General features: G+C 55.6%; 10 protein-coding genes. 5 read left to right on the top strand and 5 right to left on the bottom strand.

Annotated elements, in window-relative coordinates:
• Window positions 1–20: 20 nt before the first annotated feature.
• From FYC48_RS03445 to FYC48_RS03435, 3 genes are all read left to right on the top strand, one after another.
• Window positions 21–3,059 (top strand): VWA domain-containing protein, encoded by a 3,039-nt coding sequence (locus tag FYC48_RS03445; RefSeq protein WP_149495260.1) that lies wholly within the window; start codon window positions 21–23, stop codon window positions 3,057–3,059.
• A 174-nt stretch (window positions 3,060–3,233) separates the two neighbouring features.
• A complete protein-coding gene (locus tag FYC48_RS03440) occupies window positions 3,234–3,800 on the top strand; it encodes an RNA polymerase sigma factor (RefSeq protein WP_149495259.1) in 567 nt (188 codons plus the stop codon).
• Window positions 3,797–8,971, top strand: coding sequence for an MG2 domain-containing protein (locus tag FYC48_RS03435; protein WP_149495258.1), 5,175 nt, complete (start codon window positions 3,797–3,799; stop codon window positions 8,969–8,971). Before FYC48_RS03440 ends, FYC48_RS03435 begins: the two co-directional genes overlap by 4 nt.
• Before the next feature lie 24 nt (window positions 8,972–8,995).
• Here FYC48_RS03435 and FYC48_RS03430 read toward each other — a convergent pair whose 3' ends face one another.
• Both FYC48_RS03430 and FYC48_RS03425 read right to left on the bottom strand, forming a co-directional pair.
• Window positions 8,996–9,943, bottom strand: a complete 948-nt coding sequence (locus FYC48_RS03430) for an alpha/beta hydrolase (protein WP_160149302.1) — start codon at window positions 9,941–9,943, stop codon at window positions 8,996–8,998.
• A 59-nt stretch (window positions 9,944–10,002) separates the two neighbouring features.
• Window positions 10,003–11,280, bottom strand: coding sequence for a valine--pyruvate transaminase (locus tag FYC48_RS03425; protein WP_149495256.1), 1,278 nt, complete (start codon window positions 11,278–11,280; stop codon window positions 10,003–10,005).
• Between the two features lie 120 nt (window positions 11,281–11,400).
• Between FYC48_RS03425 and FYC48_RS03420 the strand changes: the two genes are divergently transcribed.
• Window positions 11,401–11,781: a translation initiation factor gene (locus FYC48_RS03420; protein WP_149495255.1), complete on the top strand. Its 381-nt coding sequence runs from the start codon at window positions 11,401–11,403 to the stop codon at window positions 11,779–11,781.
• 143 nt (window positions 11,782–11,924) lie between these two features.
• Entirely contained in the window at window positions 11,925–12,818 is an 894-nt protein-coding gene (locus FYC48_RS03415) for a DUF6655 family protein (RefSeq protein ID WP_149495254.1), read from the top strand.
• Between the two features lie 166 nt (window positions 12,819–12,984).
• Here the strand turns inward: FYC48_RS03415 and FYC48_RS03410 are convergent, their stop codons facing one another.
• From FYC48_RS03410 to FYC48_RS03400, 3 genes are all read right to left on the bottom strand, one after another.
• Window positions 12,985–14,811, bottom strand: coding sequence for a Xaa-Pro dipeptidyl-peptidase (locus tag FYC48_RS03410; RefSeq protein WP_149495253.1), 1,827 nt, complete (start codon window positions 14,809–14,811; stop codon window positions 12,985–12,987).
• Between the two features lie 90 nt (window positions 14,812–14,901).
• Window positions 14,902–16,251, bottom strand: a complete 1,350-nt coding sequence (locus tag FYC48_RS03405) for a hypothetical protein (RefSeq protein WP_149495252.1) — start codon at window positions 16,249–16,251, stop codon at window positions 14,902–14,904.
• 164 nt (window positions 16,252–16,415) lie between these two features.
• Window positions 16,416–18,557, bottom strand: coding sequence for a prolyl oligopeptidase family serine peptidase (locus FYC48_RS03400; RefSeq protein ID WP_149495251.1), 2,142 nt, complete (start codon window positions 18,555–18,557; stop codon window positions 16,416–16,418).
• Between the last annotated feature and the right edge of the window lie 98 nt (window positions 18,558–18,655).

Raw genomic sequence — 18,655 nt, 5'->3', positions numbered from 1 at the left:
TTCGCCGTTTTTGGTCAGTAATGCTTCCTTATCGCATCAGTTTCGAGCATCCGACGTTCTTGTGGCTGCTCCTCGGACTGCCGATTCTTTGGTATCTGGGCATCGAATCGCTCGGCGTACTCGGTAAATTCCGGCGTTCACTAGCGTTGGTTTTTCGCACACTGGTTTGGACCATCCTGGTGTTTGCCCTCGCCGGCGTCCAACTTGTTCGTGTCAGCGACCGCATCACGGTGATGTACGTCTTGGACCAATCCGAGAGTATCCCAGTGGCCAAGCGGCAAGTGATGCTGGACTATGTCGTCCGCAATGTGAAACGCCATCGTGATGCTCGGCGGGGTGATAAAGCCGGCATCATCGTTTTCGGACGTGATGCGTCCGTCGAGATTCCACCGTTCGACGACGAGATCCGATTGAGACGTTTGGAAACCTTGCTGCAACGTGGCGACGCGACGAACCTTGAATCGGCGCTCAATCTGGCTCAGGCGACGATGCCCGAAGACACGTCGCGGCGAATCGTGGTCGTGACCGATGGCAACGAAAATTTAGGGCAGGCACGGAAACTGGTCGCCCGTGTGGCCGCGGCCGGCATCGGCATCGATGTTGTCCCGGTGATGCTCGATGCGAAGAGCGAAGTGTTGGTCGAAAAAATTGACTTACCGACCGACATTCGCAAAGGCCAACCGTTCGAAGCACGGATCGTTGTTAACAATTACACCGACACCGGTGAAACATCGACACCGACGAAGGGAAAGATCCGCGTCAAACAAAAGGAGGGCAAGGAAGAATCGATCTTGCTCGAACGCGAGATCACGCTTGATCCTGGAAAGAACGTCTTTCCGCTGCGCCACACGATTGATCGACCGGCACCTTACGTTTATGAAGCCGAGTTCGTGCCCGACAGCCGTGAAGAAGACGGCATTCGCCAAAACAACTCCGCCACCGCGTACACACACGTTCGTGGGCAAGGCCGCGTCCTGCTGATCGAGGATCGGCAAAACGAAGGCGACTTCAGTCTGCTGGCAAGCAAATTACTCGACAACAATATCGAAGTCGTCATTCAATCCAACGACGACCTCTTCGGCTCGCTTGCGGAGCTTCAAGCTTACGACGCGGTGATTCTGGCCGGTGTCCCCAGAACGACTGGTGGGAGCGACAACGAAATCGTCTCTTTCAGCGACGAACAGATTGAAATGTTGGTCCGCAACACGCAGCAACTCGGTGCGGGACTTTTGATGATCGGCGGTCCCGAAGCGTTCGGTGCCGGCGGTTGGACGGGGACGGAAATTGAAAAGGCGATGCCGGTTGATTTTCAGATCAAGAACGCCAAGGTCCGCGCGGTCGGTGCGTTGGCCTTGATCATGCATGCCAGCGAAATGGCAGACGGCAACTACTGGCAAAAACAGATCTGCAAGGCGGCAATCGAACAATTGGGAACGTCTGACTTCGCCGGCGTCCTGCACTGGAATTTTAGCGGCGATGCTTGGCTGTGGGGCGGTGATCCGCGCTGGTCGGGACTCGCCGAAGTCGGCCCCAATCGACGGGTCATGTTGTCACGCGTCAGCCGAATGACACCCGGCGATATGCCACAGTTCGACCCGGCGATGAACATGGCCGTCAAATCGCTGAACAACGTTCCAGCGTCGGTGAAACACTGCATCATCATTTCCGATGGTGACCCCAGTGCGCCCAACCCAAACACAATGAACGCGTTCGTCAACGGCAAGATCTCCATTAGCACGGTCGCCGTCGCTTCGCATGGCCTGCAAGGTAGCCAACGACTACAGCAAATCGCGAATCAAACCGGCGGGAAGTACTACAGCGTCAAAAGCGGACGCGCGTTGCCGCGTATCTTTCAGCACGAGGCCCGACGCGTCAGTAAACCATTGGTCTATGAAGCGGCCGATGGACTGGTCCCACAAGTCGTCTTTCCGCACGCGATGCTTGACGGAATCGATCGTGACCTGCCGCCGATCACTGGCTTTGTGATGACGCAGACCAAAGACAGTCCGCTCGCCCAAGTGTTGATTCAATCGCCTCGGCCGGAACAACCCGAAAACGCGACAATCTTAGCCGCTTGGACGTACGGGCTGGGGCGAACCGCCGTGCTGACAACCGACGCCGGTGCCCGTTGGGCCAGCACATGGACGGAATGGGACAACTATGAAAAATTTCATAGTCAGTTGGTGCGTTGGCTGATGCGCCCGACCGGTGACACCGGAAAGTTTACGATCGCAACGGCGGTCAAGGACGGCGAAGTGCAGGTCGTGGTCAACGCGCTCACCAAAGACGACGACTTTCTAGACTTCTTAGAAATGAACGCGACCGCGCTTGATCCCGGCCTCAATCCGATGCCTCTGGAGATGCGTCAAACCGCACCCGGACGCTACGTCGGATCGTTTCCAGCCTCGGGTGCGGGTAGCTATTTGGTCAACGTCGTTCCAGGTGCCGGAGCCGCGCCGCTGCGAACCGGCGTCACGGTTCCTTACAGCGACGAGTATCGTGTGCGTGAAACCAACATGGCCTTGATCGAAACCTTGGCGGCGACCGAACCCGAAGGCGGTGAACCCGGTGAAATTAACCCTCCGCTGGAACAACGCACGAGCGAAGACTTGGTCGCGACCGACCCGTTTCGTGGTGGGCTGGCGCTGGCGCGAAGTATCCGTGATGCGTGGCCTTGGTTTGTACTTGGCGCTTGCTGTTTGTTCCTAGGCGACGTGATGGTGCGTCGGATCGCGTTCGACTTCACCTGGGTCGGACAAACGATCAAACGTTTGCGTGGCGAGAAAGACACGTCCGAGGACGCTGTCACACGCTTGGACGCACTGCGTAAAAACAAATCACAATTAGACGAGGATCTTCAGAAGCGTCGCGCGAGTGTTCGCTTCGAACCAACCTCCGTCGATTCTGCGGAAAATACCCAAGTCGACTTGTCGGACCTTGGCGACGGTGCGAGCAAACCAAAACCCGGCGCCTCGACACCTGATTCATCGACACCCGCACCCTCGAGTTACACCGAACGGCTGCTGGAAGCCAAAAAACGGGCTCGAAAAGACAAGTGATCCCCATCGCAAGGCAAGGGCCTAAGTTTCACCGGTCCGCCAGACGCTTCGTCGGATCAATTGAGGCGATGTTTCAAGTTCGTCTTCGTCTTTTTTTGACTCAATTGAAATCCGAACGCTCGGCTTTGTCGTCTTGATTTGCAGACAACGCTGTTCTGCCGTGGATGACACTTTATGACCGACGATCCGGAATCGATCGAACGTCTTTCGGGGCCCCCGAAAGACGCCGCTACCGCCCGTTTGGAGCGGTTTTTCGATTCCTGCGCCGACGAATTGCTCGGCACCTTGTACTACATCGTCGGCAATGTCGAAGACGCGAGAGACGCGTTGCAAGAGTCGTTTTTAAAGTGCTGGCATCACCGGCACCAGCTCGACGATATTCAAAACTTAAAAGCCTGGGTCTTTCGAATCACGCTCAACACGGGCCGTGATGTTCGCAAGACCGCTTGGAATCGTCGGCGAACTCCCTTGCCCGAGAACGCTTCCCGCGAGGACTTTCCGATGGCCTCGACCTCCGATAGCCCGCCCGACGGGCTGATCAAAGACGAACAACTTCAACAGCTACGCAAAGCTGTCGCGGAGTTGCCACCAGACTATCAAGAAGTCTTTTTGCTGCGTCAAAACGGTGATCTCTCTTATCCCCAAATTGCCGAAGCCATCTCGATCCCTCTGGGGACGGTCAAAACACGCATGCGTGCCGCCATTCGTCAGCTTCGCGAAAGCGTGGGAGATCTGTCATGAATTTCAATCAACACCCCGAACACCCACCGCACGACGACGACCAACTGCGCCAACAGTTACTCGAACTGCATTACGAATTGCTAGACGATGACGAAGTCGAATCACTTCGATCACGGATTAATCGAGATCCCCACGTCGCCACGCTCTGGGCTCAAACGCTGCGAATGGCCGGCAAGTTTGCCGAAGCGGCGAAGTTAGATGCTTCCGCCGGACCTCCGTTCGATCTCTCGACGGTGGTTGCCGAGAGCCAGCATCAGACGACCGGGAGCGAAGCATGCGAACATGTAGCAATGTCCAAGGCTAGCGCCGACGGCGCATTCGGTTCCGCCATTCCAACGAGTCAACCGGGATCCTCATCAGACAATCCGATCGAAGTCGCCGGCGATACGAAGAAGACTTCTTCTCGGTTCATCAAACTCTGGTGGGTATCGTTGGTCACGGCGGCTTCGCTCTTGATTGCGATCACCGGCTTCCGGCATTGGAACCGTTTGCCACCGCTGCCCGTCGCTCCGCTGCACGTTGCGATTGAGCCCATCGCGGGCCCCGAAGCTACCAGCCAGAACGAGTTTTGGGTGGTGGTGAACTCGAAAGGCATCGCGACGGAAACATCCGGCGGTCAACCGGGGCTTGGCTTTGGATCGGCGTTACCGATTGTCCCGGCGAACATCTCCTTTCAGGTGTTATCCAAAGGATCGGTGTTGTATCGCGGTCAAACCGAGACCACCGCCGATCACCCGGCGCGAATTCAAATCCCAAATGAGATCGTCATCCCGGTCGATGCCGAGTTGCAGATCGATGCTTGGGCAGATCCAGAAGGCAAAAAAAGAGTTCGTTTGACGACACCGTTGGAACCCACCCGATGCTTAACATTTTTGAGCACCGATCGCCCAGTTTACCGCCCCGGCGAACAAATATTTTTTCGTTCGGTCACTTTGAATCGCCGCACGTTGGCTTCGCACCTAGAAGTCCCGATTCGGTTTGAGTTGCGGGATGCCAGCGGCGCATTGGTGGAAGGGGCCATCTTGGAAGGTGTCACCGAACGTGGCGTCGGAAATGGATCGTTTGTAATCCCGGAAACGTCTGCCGGTGGAACATATCAATTGATCGCCAAGAGTTTGGACGGATTTTTCCCTGATCAGACACTCGAACTCGAAGTTCGTCGATACCGGGCCGTTCGCTTAAAAACAGATCTGCAATTTGTTAGCCGCTCATACACTTCTGGCGATCGAGTCGAAGCCACGCTTTCGGTCCGTCGTGCGAATGACGAAATCCCCGCCGGAGCAACGGCGAAAGTCCATGCGGTCGTCGACGATCAAACGATTTATCAAGTCGAAACAAGTATCGATCTCGATGGCTCACTCTCGATCGCGTTTGATTTACCGAAGTTCATTCGGCAGGGTGAAGGACGACTGTCGGTGTCGATCGATGATGGATCCGTCACCGAAACTGCGACCCGAGCTATCCCGATTCATACCGGCCGCATTTCCGTTGATTTTTATCCCGAAGGCGGCGAACTGGTCGGTGGACTGACCAATCGTGTTTACTTCACCGCCCGTGATACGGACGGTAAACCGATCGAACTTGCAGGCGAAGTTCTCTCCCAAGCTGGTCGAGTGGTTGCGACCGTGGAAACGGTTCGTGACGGGATGGGACGCTTTGAATTTAAGCCAGAACCCGGGATGCGATACTCGCTTCGGGTCACCAAACCGCTCGACATCACCGAAACGCCTTGGCTACCGACGGTGGTTGATGACATGCCCGTATTGGAAACCGGTGAGGGCGTTTTCGATGCGGGTGAACCGATCACCATGACCATCCGAACGCTGAAGCGTCGCCAGTGTCTGATCCGTGCGGTTTGCCGAGGTGAATTGGTTGGCTTGCAATCCGTCGAAGTCGGTATTGGGGATCACGAACTCGTGGTGCCGATTCAAGATCGAGCCACCGGAGTGATCCGCGTGACCGTGCTGGAAACCGATTCTGAATCGATGTCAACTAGGCCGCTTGTCGAACGCTTGGTGTACCGTCGTGGCGTGAAAGCATTGCAAATTACCGCGACGATCGATGACGATGCGCGGCAACATCAACCAGGCGACCCGGTACGAATGACAGTGTCGGTCAAAGACGAAAACGACACCCCGGTTCCCGGCGCGATCCTTGGGGTCAGCGTGGTCGATGATGCCGCCCTCAGTCTACGGAGGCAGAAACTACCCTCGATCCAAACACACTTTTTCTTGACCAGCGAAATCGAATCCCCGGAAGATCTCGAACAGGCCGACATCTACTTGGCCGATGATCCCGAGGCCGCAAAGAGTTTGGATTTATTGCTGGGCACGCAAGGTTGGCGGCGTTTTATCAGCGGCGATGAAAATCGATTTGATGAGACATTTCGTGATGCCCTCGTCCGGCTACTCGAACTTGACGGTGATCGAAACGACTTGGTCGGCAAACGTCGCTCCAACATGGATCATCTGCGGTCACAGTTAATCACCTATCGCACTCGGGCGACCGAGATTTGGCAAGAGTTTATCTCTGACATTCGGTTCACTTTGATGATCGTCGGCTTTGTTTGGCTGATCGCGTTGCTGTTCAAGCCGCGAAAAGCACTCGCACCGCTCTCGGGGCTGTTTCTGCTAGGAATCACCATCGTCGGTTGTGGGCAAGCGACACCAACGTCGACCCGCGCGGTCCCTTACAACTCAACTGTCGAAGCCGACTTGTATCAAGCCGAAGGTGAATCCGCCGAAGGAATGTCGAACCCATCTGATGAACGAGCCCATGGCGCGGAATCTGTCAGCGACCGATCAGAACCGGCCGCCGCGGACGATCAAACGCGACCTTCGTTTGCCCGTCGAGTCTTCAACGTACTGATGCCCGGAGAACGTCCGCCGACAAATACCGCTTCGGACCAAAGTCTTGAAAACCGGATCAGTACCGCCAAGCTCCGGCAATTTGCACAAGCCCGCGGGATCGACACCGAATCACTGGCTGATCAATTGATCGAAGAGTTACGCTTCCCGATCCGACAATACGCCCACGCCCATCGCACCAGCGACGACGGTAGTCGTGTCGACTTTGCCGAAACGTTGTACTGGAATCCGTTAATGGTGACCGATTCGACTGGAACCGCTAGTATCCGATTTGATCTATCCGACTCGCTGACGATGTTCAAAGTCATCGTCAACGGTCATACCAACGATGGTCGACTCGGGAGTGGCGGTGGGATGGTGGTGACCCAGTCGGCTTTAGAAGTCGATGCCAAATTTCCATTGGAAGTGACCGGTGGCGACCTGATTCGACTACCCGTCGGGTTAGTCAATGGGACAGACGATGATGATGCCTTTGCGATTCAAGTGTCGACGGGAGAACCGTTGCGGCTGGATCGTCACACCGCGTCGGTCAGTGCTGGCGCCGGCGATCGTTTGACAGAGTTCTTTCCGATCGAAGTCCGCTCGGTCGATCAGCTCACCGAAGTCGACTTGGCCGTCACCGGCGTGAGTTCATCCACCGCTATCCGGGACGGCGTCCGACGAAATCTACGCATCGCCCCGGCCGGGTTCCCGTTTACCGGCTCAGCCTCGGGGACTCTCGTTCGTTCGGCAAAGCTGAACTTCGCGATCCCGGAACAAATTGTTCCCGGCTCTCTACACGCGGAGCTCACGTTGATGCCTGCAATACAATCGCAGATCAGTCAGGGACTACAGAGCATTTTGCGTGAACCACACGGGTGTTTTGAACAAGCATCGTCGACCAACTATCCCAACGTGATGGCGTTTCAACTAATGCAAGTCGATGGCGGTGTTGATCCATCCGATCGTAGACGAATCGAATCGCTATTGCGGCGAGGCTATCGAAAACTTGTCAGCTACGAATGTCGTGAATTGGGCTATGAATGGTTCGGCAATGACCCCGGACATGAGGCGTTGTCAGCATTCGGCTTGATGCAGTTTTCCGAGATGGCGAAAGTCATCGAAGTCGATGAGAAAATGCTTCAGCGTACTCGGCGATGGCTACTCGATCGACGCGATGGCGACGGCGGATTCAAACGCAACTCCCGTCACCTGCACGCTTGGTCGGTGCAACAGGAGATCGTCAATGCCTATGTTTTGTGGGCTTTGTCGGAAGCCGCGACGTCATCTGACCAGTCGACTCGTTTTATCAACGAATTGGGAAAAGAGATCGATCAACTCGAACGAGTCGCGACGGAATCCGACGACGCCTATCTGATCGCGTTGTCCGCGATTACGCTCGAAAATGCGAATCGAACCGAGGTTGCCAAACGATTACGTGAACGTTTAGTCGACTTTCAAAAGCCAGACGGTCATCTCGATGGAGTCACCACGGTCACGCAAAGCGGTGGATTTTCAAAACAGGTTGAAACCACGGCTTTGGTCATACTCGCTTGGAATGCCGACGATCAACACGTCCAACAATTGCGTAAAGCGACCGATTGGTTGCTCGCCAATCGACGTGGTGGCGGGTTCGGTTCAACCCAAGCGACCGTATTGGCACTTAAAGCACTTGTCATGACCCACCGCATGATCGCCGGCGATGGTTCGGGTGAACTGGAGTTAGTCGTCGATAACGAAATTGTTGATACGATTCGTTGGTCGGACGCCAAACAAGAAGGCGTTGTCTATCGGTTGCCCAATGACGTTTGTAAGCGGATTGAAAACGACCCATCGGTCGCCGTCGAACTACGTTCGAGGGAACAAGTTTCGCTGCCGTACACGCTACAGCTTGTCGGTCAGACGAAATCTCCGCAAAGTGATCCGTCGTGTCCACTTGAGCTACACGTCAACTTTCCGAAGTCGTCCGATTCTGGTTCGATCAACGCAGGTGATTCGATCAACGTTCAGGTGTCGGTCGTCAATAAAGACGACCAAGGCCAACCGATGAGCGTCGCGGTGATCGGTTTACCCGGTGGCTTGGAACCGGTGATCGAGCACTTGGAACAGCTGCGTCAGAACGGCGTGGTCGACTACTACGAGCTGATCGGGCGTGATGTGGTTTGTTACTGGCGAACGTTTGCGCCGGGCGAACGCAAGGAGTTCTCGCTTTCCTGCGTGGGACAGATTCCGGGACGTTACACCGGACCGCCCAGCCGCGCGTACTTGTACTACACCGCCGAGCAAAAGACGTGGCATGATCCACTCGTCATCGAGATCGATTGACGTTATCGAAAAACGTTGCGTTTTCTAACACAAACGCTGCGAGACCTGGTTGGCGAGTTGACGTGCGACTTCGATCCCGGGATCGAACACACCGGCGAAGTGAACAAATCCGTGAAGCATGCCTTCGATTCGCCAGTGATCCACGTCAACACCGCTTTCGAATAGCCGTTTGGCATACCGCGTTCCCTCGTCGCGAAGCACATCGTATTCGGCGGTGATCACGATCGCCGGCGGAAGATCGGCCAGCGAATCGGCGCGCAGCGGTGACGCGGCGACGGGATCCGCATCGCCAAGAAAGTGTTGCCAAAACCAACGCATTGTGTCCCGGGTCAATCCATGTCCGTCGGCGAACGATTGGTAGGAAGGGGTTTCAAAGTCGGCTTCGATCACCGGATAAATCAGCACCTGCAATCGAACCGGCGGTCCGCCTTGCTCACGAATTTTCAGGGCTACCATCGTCGCCAAATATCCACCGGCACTGTCGCCCACCAATGCCATTCGTGACGCATCGACGTCCAACTCACGTTGATGGTCAGCGACGTATTTGACAGCCGCATAGCAATCGTTGACCGGCCCTGGGAACTGACTTTCCGGAGAGAGCCGATAATCGACTGCGATGACCGTGCAAGCGGACTCTTTGGCTAGCCGACGACACAACGCATCGTGGGTGCTCAAATCTCCGAGCACCCAACCGCCGCCGTGAAAGAAGATGATCACCGGAGGCGATTCGTCTGCGACGTCAGCGACGTCCGTTTCCTTGCCGGACGAATACAAACGCATCGGGATCTGAACACTGGAATCGTCTGTCGCGATCAGATCTTCGACGCGATCCAAATCGGGACGCGGCCCGCAAAGCGGATCGAGTGATTGAAAAATTTCACGCGCCTGATCGACCGAAAGTTCGTGCCAGCCGGGACGTCCTTGCTGAAGAACATTTTCCAAATACGCTTTCGCTTGAGGATGCAGTGTCATGGGCAGTTCGCGTTTGATCGAATTCAAACTTCGCGCCAGAAACATCGGCGCACTGACCGCTATGGTACTGCAACGCGGTAGAGGGAGTTGATTTCTTCGCCCAGGATTTTCAGACCACGTTTTAGGACATCTGGATCGGTCGTGTAACTCAACCGCAAACACTCGTTGCGATGTTGCCACTGATCATCTTCGAGACCGAAAAAGAAATGGTGGCCGGAAATCACCAACACCTTGCGGCGTTTCAATCGCTCGTAAAGTTCTTGCGAAGTGATCGGCAAGCCGGGGAGCCACAACCACAGGAAAAACGCCCCTTCACATCGATGAATACGAAACGGAACGTCCGCGTCGATCGACTCGGTCAACCATTGCCGCGCCTGTTCGGCGCGTTGACGATAGTAGGGGCGAATGACGTCGCGACTGAGCGTGGCCATTTGGTCGGATTCGAAAAGCGGTCGAGTGATCGCTTGCCCAAGATTATTGTTGGCCAGTGAGCTGATCGCGTTCATCGAAGACAATCGTTCGATCACTTTTGGGGCGGCGATCACGATGCCCGTCCGAGTTCCGGGCAAACCCATTTTGGACAGGCTATACGTCAGCACCATCGACGGATCGAACTGTGGGATCGCGTCACCGAAGATCGCTCCGGGGAACGGCAAACCGTACGCATTGTCGACGATCAACGGTACGTCGGCTTGTTTGGCGATGTCGATCAACTTGGAAAGTTCTTCGTCGCTGATCACGTTTGACGAGGGGTTGGTGGGCCGTGACAAACACATCGCCGCGACCGAATCGTCGATCGTCAAAGCGTCGAAATCGATCCCATATTTAAACTCATGGTCCCCCGTCTCTTCGATCAAAGGCTTCGTCGCTTGAAAGAAGTCTGACGAAACCGACTGGTCGGCGTACCCGATGTATTCAGGTGAAATCGGTAAGAGTACCTTGCGGTCTGGCTGGCCTTCGCAGCGACCGGCAATGGCATTGAGAAGTAAGAAGAACGCGGTCTGGCCACCGGCGGTCACCGCGACGTTCTCCATCGTGATCGGCCAACCGTATTGCCGCGAAAAAAAAGCAGCGACGGCTTTGCGAAAGGCCGCATCACCGGCCGGTGGGTCGTAATCACCCAAGACTCGCGCCGTCTGTTTCGGATCCGATGCAATTTCCTGCAAACGCCGCTGCCAGAGTTCGTCGATCGCGGGAATATGGGATGGTTGCCCCCCACCGAGCATACAAATGTTGCCATCGCCGGCGGCAAGTGCATCACCAAGGTCGCGCATCAATTCGCCGATCCCGGAATCCAGGGCCAGTCGCTTACCGAAGTTGGAGAGTTGTTCTGTCATCGATCATCTGCTGTGGTTTTCGTACATTGTATGCAGACCAATTTTGTCACAAAGGGTTCGCCAAATTGGTCCTCCACTTCTGACGATTACCTGCCGCTTCTCCTCCACTAGAACGATCCAATGGCAAGCTTATTCGCCGGCACTGAATTCTACATCCCGCCTTCGTGCGACTTGTGCGGCAAGCCAGAAACCGACTGCGACTGTACGGCAGAGCAAAAGGCAGCGGCAGAACGGGAGAAACAAACGCAAGCCAAACGGCTCCCCCCAGAGAAACAGACTGCGAGAGTCCGCGTCGAAAAACGCAAGGGCGGTCGCAAGGCTACCGTCGTGTCGGGACTGACCGCCGAGGCGAACGATTTGTCAGCTCTACTCGGTATGCTTCAGGCGGTGTGCGGGACCGGCGGCACCGTGAAAGCGAAAGAAGATCTTGTCGAGCTGCAAGGCGATCATAACGATTCGATTCGTGAGAAACTGAAACAACTCGGCTATCGAGTGAAGTAGCTAGGTGAAACAAGCGAGCTGATTTGCGCGGACCGGGCTTGTCACGCGACCCGATTGGTCGCTAGTTAAGTCGTTTCGGGTTCGTTTTTCGTTCCCCGTCCCACCTGGAACTGCTTTCCGATCATCCGAAGTTTCACGCGTTGATGTTTCACGCCCTGCGATCTATTTCGACCACGCTTTCGCTGTGTCTGATGACACTCGCGTTTGGTGGTTGCGGTACGACTCGCGAACACCGAGCGACGGAGCAACTGGTCGTCAGTGATGCGGTCGACCGCAGTATTCAAGACCTAGACTTTCGTCCGCTCACCGGGCGCAAAGTTTACCTGGACACTAGCTACCTGCGAACGGTCAAAGGCGAGGGCTATGCCAATGCCGAATACGTCATCAGCAGTTTGCGACAGCAGATTCTTGCCGCCGGTTGCTTGATCCAGGATTCATCCCCCGAAGCCGACGTAATCATCGAAGCTCGGGTCGGTGCCTTGGGGACCGACGATCATTTAGTCACTTATGGGATCCCCGAAAACAACGCGTTCAACACAGCCGCTGCCGCGATCCCCAATGCGCCTATTGTGCCAACGTTGCCGGAAATCTCCGTCGCCCGACGCGAAGCCCGCGAAGCTGCGGCGAAAATCGCGGCCTTTGCCTATGAACGCGAAACACGACAACCCATCTGGCAATCGGGGGTTCGGCAATCCACCGCGACAGCCCGCGATACCTGGGTCATGGGCATCGGTCCGTTCCAGGGCGGGACCATTCGCGACAAGACTAAACTGGCCGGCAGCCAATTTCTGATCGGTCGTCGCAGCCGCAACGGCAGCACGGCACCGGAATTTGAACGCCCCTCGGTCGACTTCACCGCCGAGACCCGGTTTAACCAAGGTTGGCCCGAGTTCGATGAATTTGGGCCGGCCCCTGACCTACTAGCATCGAAGCCGGAAGAGAAAGCATTGCCCGAAGTACCACCGGAAGAAGCAACCGATGGCAAACCAGCCGAAGCGATTGCCGAGAAGCCTGCCAAAAAGGGCAAGAAACGTTGATCGGACGCGCCAGCAGTCGCACCTCCCGGTCGCGGAACTCGCCAATCGTTTCGTTGATTTAATCGAATGAAGCGACTCAACGATCAGCCGACGGGCATTAGTTCAGGTTTGCGAGGACGAACCGCACGTTAGCGCGTTTGCGGCTGATTGAAACGACGAACCTACACTACTGCTTCTCCAGCGGCAGGGAGCCCCCGACGATTGGCAAGGTCAGCTCGGTTTGTTGAAGGTCGATCGTCAGCTTGGTCCCGGGGGTGGGATGCAACGTGTAGTCGCGGTCGCTTGAAAAGATCATCAAGCCGATTTGCTGGCCTTTGGCGATCACCTGATCGTCGGGTTGGAGATCAAACTCGACATCGTAAAACTGCCCGGGCACTAACGCTTCACTTTCGCGAATCGACTTGATGTTTTGTGGATCGGCCCAGCCGCGGGTGATGATATTGTCGGTGATCTTGGCATTTTTGTCGGTATTCCAAGGCAACGAAACTAACCAGACACTCAAGTTGGCCGCCGACTGATCACACGCCAATCGAACCTTCACGCGTGGCGTTCCCGACAAATGAACGGCATCGGTAAATTTTGGCGTGGTGTAGATCAACCGATGCTCGGTGTACTCCGCTTGGGCGAGCGCATCGCCGGAGAATGAAAAGTTATCGACGAGTGTTTCTGTCGTCGGTTGCTGAACCGGCTTTAACTGCAAGGCACCGCGTTGCGGTGCACCGGCGACCGGGTAAACGGTGACGTCTTTGGCTTCGGGATGTGGATAGTCGGCATACTCTGTCGGCTCGGTGCGTTTATCGCCTTCGCGAACGATCCAAGCTTTGGAGTCATTCTCGACACCATTTTCGACATCGAAAAGATACCGCGTGAACCATCGATTCATCATCTCGGTCGGCGGCGGTCCCCCGTGTCCCCCTTGGTGCATAAACAAGGCTGTCGGAACACCGTTCTTTTGTAGCGCTTCATAAATTCGAATGCTGTGCTCTGGCACCACATTCCAATCGTTGAACGCATGAGCCATCAAGACCGCCGCTTTCACGCCATCGACTCGGTTAAGGTAATCGCGTGACGACCAGAAATCGTTGTAGTCACCAGTCGCCCGATCTTGGTTGGCTTTCATCTGTTTGTCGCGGACATGACAATTGCAATATTCGCGAACTTGTTCGTTACCACCGCTGTGAATGTAGTCGTACAAGATGTCGATATCTTCGCCCAGGAACCCGCCCGGATGACGAACCAGTCCGTTGGATCGGTAGTAGTGGTAGTATGACGTGTTCGGTGCCACCGGAATAATTACCTCCAAACCTTCGACTCCGGTGGTCGCGGCCGCCAATGGGATCGTTCCGTTGTAGCTGGTTCCGGTCATGCCAACCTTTCCCGAACACCAGTACGCTTCGACAGGTTCGCCGCCCAGCGGATCGCTGAAACCCTTTCCACGTCCACACAACCAATCGATCACCGCCTTGGGTGCGAGTGCTTCTGGATCGTCACCGACGGTCGGGCAACCTTGGGAAAGCCCGGTCCCTGGCGCGCTGGAGTGAACGACGACAAATCCGCGCGGCAACCAATCTTTGACGTGTCGTTTGGAGATAATCGGACGTGTTCCGGTTCGCTCGATTGAGGGGGCTTTGGAACGTTTTGGTGGGTCGGCACCCAACTCTTGACGAACATCCCAGAAGTACGACTCGTCGCTGCCCGTCGTCCCGGCGAAGTAGGGGCTGGAGTTGTAGATCACGGGCAGCTTTAACGACTGCGTGTCCGTCTGGGTGGGCCGAGTCACACTCACATGCATCCGATCGAGCCGCCCATCGCCGTCCGAATCGAATTCGGTTTCCACCCAAAGGTCGTGTCGAATCCAATAGTCAGAGTCTTCGAGTTCCTTGATTACCTGAGCCTTGCCGTCCTTAATGACGGGGATCTTGACCTCATCTCCGTTTAAAGGCGCGACAAAGGAGAACAGTAAAACAACGCTCGGAAGTGACAGACGATTCATCGTTGTAGATACCAAGTTGAGACCGGAACGAGACCCGATCAGCTTAGCTAGACAACAACGCTTTGCCCAGGAAACATCGTCAATTGCCGCTCAAACTAGCGGGCGGAGTTGATCGCAGAACAACTCCAACAAGTCTTTCGTATCGTCGGGTCCGAAGAGATACGGATCGCAGCGCAGCGAAAAGGTGAGTTGCCGTCCGTAGATACTCGACGAAAGTGTGCTACGGGTTTGTTCGCGAAGCGGGGGAACTCCCGTGATCGCTTCAAGCGTGAAGTCATCGCAACTGACCTTACCGCGCCGCTTCGGCAACCGACCGGTGAACCGCCGTGACGGGTCACCCGCGTTGGAGAAAACACCGGTCGCCAAACATCGACTCGCTTTCAAAATCCAAGGCAGTAAACCGCCTTCCATCGCGGTGGTGATCGAATTGACAAAGTCCTTTTGAGGCTGACCGTTCTTCAACGCCAACGTGTCTTTGACGATCAACTCCATCAACCGTTTCTCATCTTCGATCTCTCCGAGACTGCGTGTGATGAACGTGCAGGCAGTCATATTACAAGCGGGGATCTCAAAGTCGTCGCCGTCGCGCATATCGGCCGGTACCAACAACCGAATCTTTCGCGAACCGCTGAAGGAACCGTTCCAGCGACGCGCCGCGACAAACATCTTGCTGAGGAACAAATCGTTCAGCGTGCCACCTTGTGAGGTCGCGGCCTTACGAAGACTTGCCAGCTGCGCCGCCGAAAACGTTTGTTTCTGCATCGCCGGAAGCGAAAACGTCTCGGGGCGTTTCGCGGGTGGCTTAAGCGGGGCGACTCGGGTTCCGATGTGATTGAACGCTTCGGAAGCGGCCAAGCGAAACTTTTTCAGTGCGCTTTCATGCATCAGAATGCTGCGCATCTTTGAGCGACGAACCTTGAGCGACGCGGCATCAAAGTTCGACAATTCGACGTCGCCCTGGCAACTTGGCAAACGTCTCATGTAACACCCGAGCAAATCGCCGACAAACCGATACGCACCGGTTCCGTCACAAGCGGCGTGATGAAATTGCATTGAGACGCGGGCACCCGCGGCCGATTGCCGGACCCAAATACGTAGACCCGTCGTTTCGCGGAGATCCAGGTAGCCATCGCCCATGTCGATCGGAACGCTATCGTCGGCCCAATCGACCGGCGAACGAAGTTCGGGGGCCAAGACCCAACAAAGCCGATCGTTTTTTTCAACGCCGACGCGACAAAACAATAGCGGGTGTCGCTGCACCGCTTCGTCGACGGCGGCTTCAAACAAGGAACGATCCAGTTGGCCGCTGAAATCGAGGTCCAAGAAAAAGGACATCGTGTACCGGGGACGATCGTCGGTAAGAAAGAACCAATCGATGGGCGGAACATACAGCGGAAACGTACGCCCATACGTCGGCGCCGTCGGGGTAGCAAGATGCATGATCTTGTGCGCGGGTAGGCGGGCGCGGGCTGTCGACGACACGTCATGGTGCCGATTTCATCACCCGCAAGACCAGAAAGGTTAGTTCGTCCCCACCGATCCCGCTATAGGGTCCCGGGTGAGGGTCCCACGTGCATCAATCGCATCGATGTCGATTCTTACGGTCACTGAAGATTCGCTTTGAGGAACGTCCACAAATCGGTGTACTCCTCGATTCGCTTGCTGACCGGTGTCCCGGCACCATGTCCGGCGCGGGTTTCAATTCGAATCAGAGTCGGGTTGTCACACTGTTGTGCTTCTTGGAGCGCGGCGGCGAATTTGAAGCTATGTCCTGGGACGACCCGGTCATCTCGATCGGCCGTTGTCACCAAAGTTGCCGGATAGCACGTGCCACCTTTCAGGTTGTGAAGCGGCGAGTAGGACAACAAATTCTTGATTTGATCCTCTTCGTCGCTGCTACCGTATTCGCCGACCCACGCCCAGCCGATGGTGAATTTCTGAAAACGCAACATGTCCATCACGCCGACCGCGGGCAAGCAAGCACCGAACAGATCCGGACGCTGTGTCATCACCGCACCGACTAGCAAACCGCCGTTGCTGCCACCGCGAATGCCAAGTCGTTTGCTGGACGTGTAGCCTGAATCGATCAAGTATTCGGCCGCGGCGATGAAATCATCGAAGACGTTTTGTTTGCCCAGACGCATCCCGGCTTCGTGCCACTGTCGCCCATACTCGCCACCACCGCGAAGGTTTGCGACCGCATAGATTCCACCCGCGTCGACCCACGCCGCATTGCCTGGCGAAAACGACGGCGTCAACGAAATATTGAATCCACCGTAGGCGTACAACAACGTTTGATTGCTGCCATCCAGTTTGGTGTCTTGATGACGTGTGATGATGATCGGAATCTTCGTCCCGTCCTTGCTGGTACAAAACACCTGCTCAGTGACGAAATGATCCAAATTGATTTCAAGCTCACTTTGGCGCCACAGTTCGGCGGTGCCTTTTTCGGGGGAAGGATCGTCCAGGTCGACACGATAGATCGCACCGGGAGTGACATAGTTAGTGAACGAGAAAAACGTTTCGGCCGCGTCTTGATAGCCACCGAAGCCTCCGACACTGCCGAGTCCCGGCAATTCAAATTCATCGATCAACTTGCCATCGATCGCGTGCCGTGTCACTCGACTACGAGCATCTCGAAGTGCGGTGACGTAAAAGACCTCACCGAACAGACTGGCTGATTCGATCACGTCGTCACTTTCGGCGACAACCTCCACCCAGTGATCACGACCGGATTTGTTCACGTCGACGGAGATTAGGCGGCGGCGAGGTGCTTCGTGATCGGTAAGAAAATAAAGTCGATCGCCGACCGATCCGACCAATTCATACTCGGCATCGAACCCGATGATCAGTTCTTTGACCTCCGCGGACTCTTGATCGAGACGTTTGATGAAAATCTGTGACTTCGGCTCGCTGCCTTTCCAGTTGTGAATCACAAGGAACCGCCCGTCATCGGTTACACTGGGCGAGAATCCCCATTTTGGATTGTCAGGGCGGGCCAGGATCAACGGATCGTTGTCTTGAGTCGTTCCCAATCGATGGAAGTACATCTTTTGGTTTTCGTTTGTCCCGGTCAGTTCGGCGCCTTCTTCGGGCGCGTCGTAGCGTGAATAAAAAAAGCCGCTGTTATCGGGCAGCCACGCGACACCACTGAATTTGACCCAACGGACGACGTCTTCAAGATCCTCCCCACTCGCAACATCACGCACTTTCCAAGTACGCCAGTCACTGCCCCCATCGGCTAGTCCATAGGCCACCAGCGTGCCGTCTTTGGTGACCGCCGTCGACGCCAACGCAACCGTGCCGTCTTCGCTAAGGGTGTTCGGATCGATCAAAACCTTTCGTGGGGCATCTAACGACTCGGCGGTGTAGAAGACACTTTGGTTTTGCAGCCCATCGTTGTGCGAATAGAAGTAACGATCACCGCGACGACGCGGGATCCCGTAGCGTTCGTAGTTCCAAAGTTTTTCAAGACGCTGCCGCATCTCGTCACGTCCGGGTAACGATTGCAGGTAATTTTGTGTGACCTCGTTTTGTGCATCGATCCAGGCCCGAGTCGCGTCGCTTTCGGTATCTTCCAACCAACGATATGGATCCGCCACGGAGATTCCGTGGTAGGTATCGGTGATGTCCACCGTTTCGGTTTCCGGATAGGTCAATTTCGAAGTCGCGTTTTGCGCTGGCACGGCTGAGGTCAAACCAATAACGAGGAACGAGGCAAGCGAACGGGGCAACAAGTACTTCATATCAGTGTCTGTGAAATCGATGTCATGGATTCAATGCGAACTTGTTCGACGAGGAGCGATCGATACAACGATCGCGTCGCTCCGCGTTCTAAGTTTAG

The organism is Roseiconus lacunae (assembly GCF_008312935.1).
Classification (GTDB): domain Bacteria; phylum Planctomycetota; class Planctomycetia; order Pirellulales; family Pirellulaceae; genus Stieleria; species Stieleria lacunae.
Note: the sequence above shows the minus strand (reverse complement) of the source record. Positions and strands in the feature narration are given on the sequence as shown.

Bases quoted from the DNA above. Each gene is read 5' to 3' on its own strand.
- FYC48_RS03445 (WP_149495260.1), top strand. From the start codon at position 21: ATGCTTCCTTATCGCATCAGTTTCGAGCATCCGACGTTCTTGTGGCTG.
- FYC48_RS03440 (WP_149495259.1), top strand. From the start codon at position 3,234: ATGACCGACGATCCGGAATCGATCGAACGTCTTTCGGGGCCCCCGAAA.
- FYC48_RS03435 (WP_149495258.1), top strand. From the start codon at position 3,797: ATGAATTTCAATCAACACCCCGAACACCCACCGCACGACGACGACCAA.
- FYC48_RS03430 (WP_160149302.1), bottom strand. From the start codon at position 9,943: ATGACACTGCATCCTCAAGCGAAAGCGTATTTGGAAAATGTTCTTCAG.
- FYC48_RS03425 (WP_149495256.1), bottom strand. From the start codon at position 11,280: ATGACAGAACAACTCTCCAACTTCGGTAAGCGACTGGCCCTGGATTCC.
- FYC48_RS03420 (WP_149495255.1), top strand. From the start codon at position 11,401: ATGGCAAGCTTATTCGCCGGCACTGAATTCTACATCCCGCCTTCGTGC.
- FYC48_RS03415 (WP_149495254.1), top strand. From the start codon at position 11,925: ATGTTTCACGCCCTGCGATCTATTTCGACCACGCTTTCGCTGTGTCTG.
- FYC48_RS03410 (WP_149495253.1), bottom strand. From the start codon at position 14,811: ATGAATCGTCTGTCACTTCCGAGCGTTGTTTTACTGTTCTCCTTTGTC.
- FYC48_RS03405 (WP_149495252.1), bottom strand. From the start codon at position 16,251: ATGCATCTTGCTACCCCGACGGCGCCGACGTATGGGCGTACGTTTCCG.
- FYC48_RS03400 (WP_149495251.1), bottom strand. From the start codon at position 18,557: ATGAAGTACTTGTTGCCCCGTTCGCTTGCCTCGTTCCTCGTTATTGGT.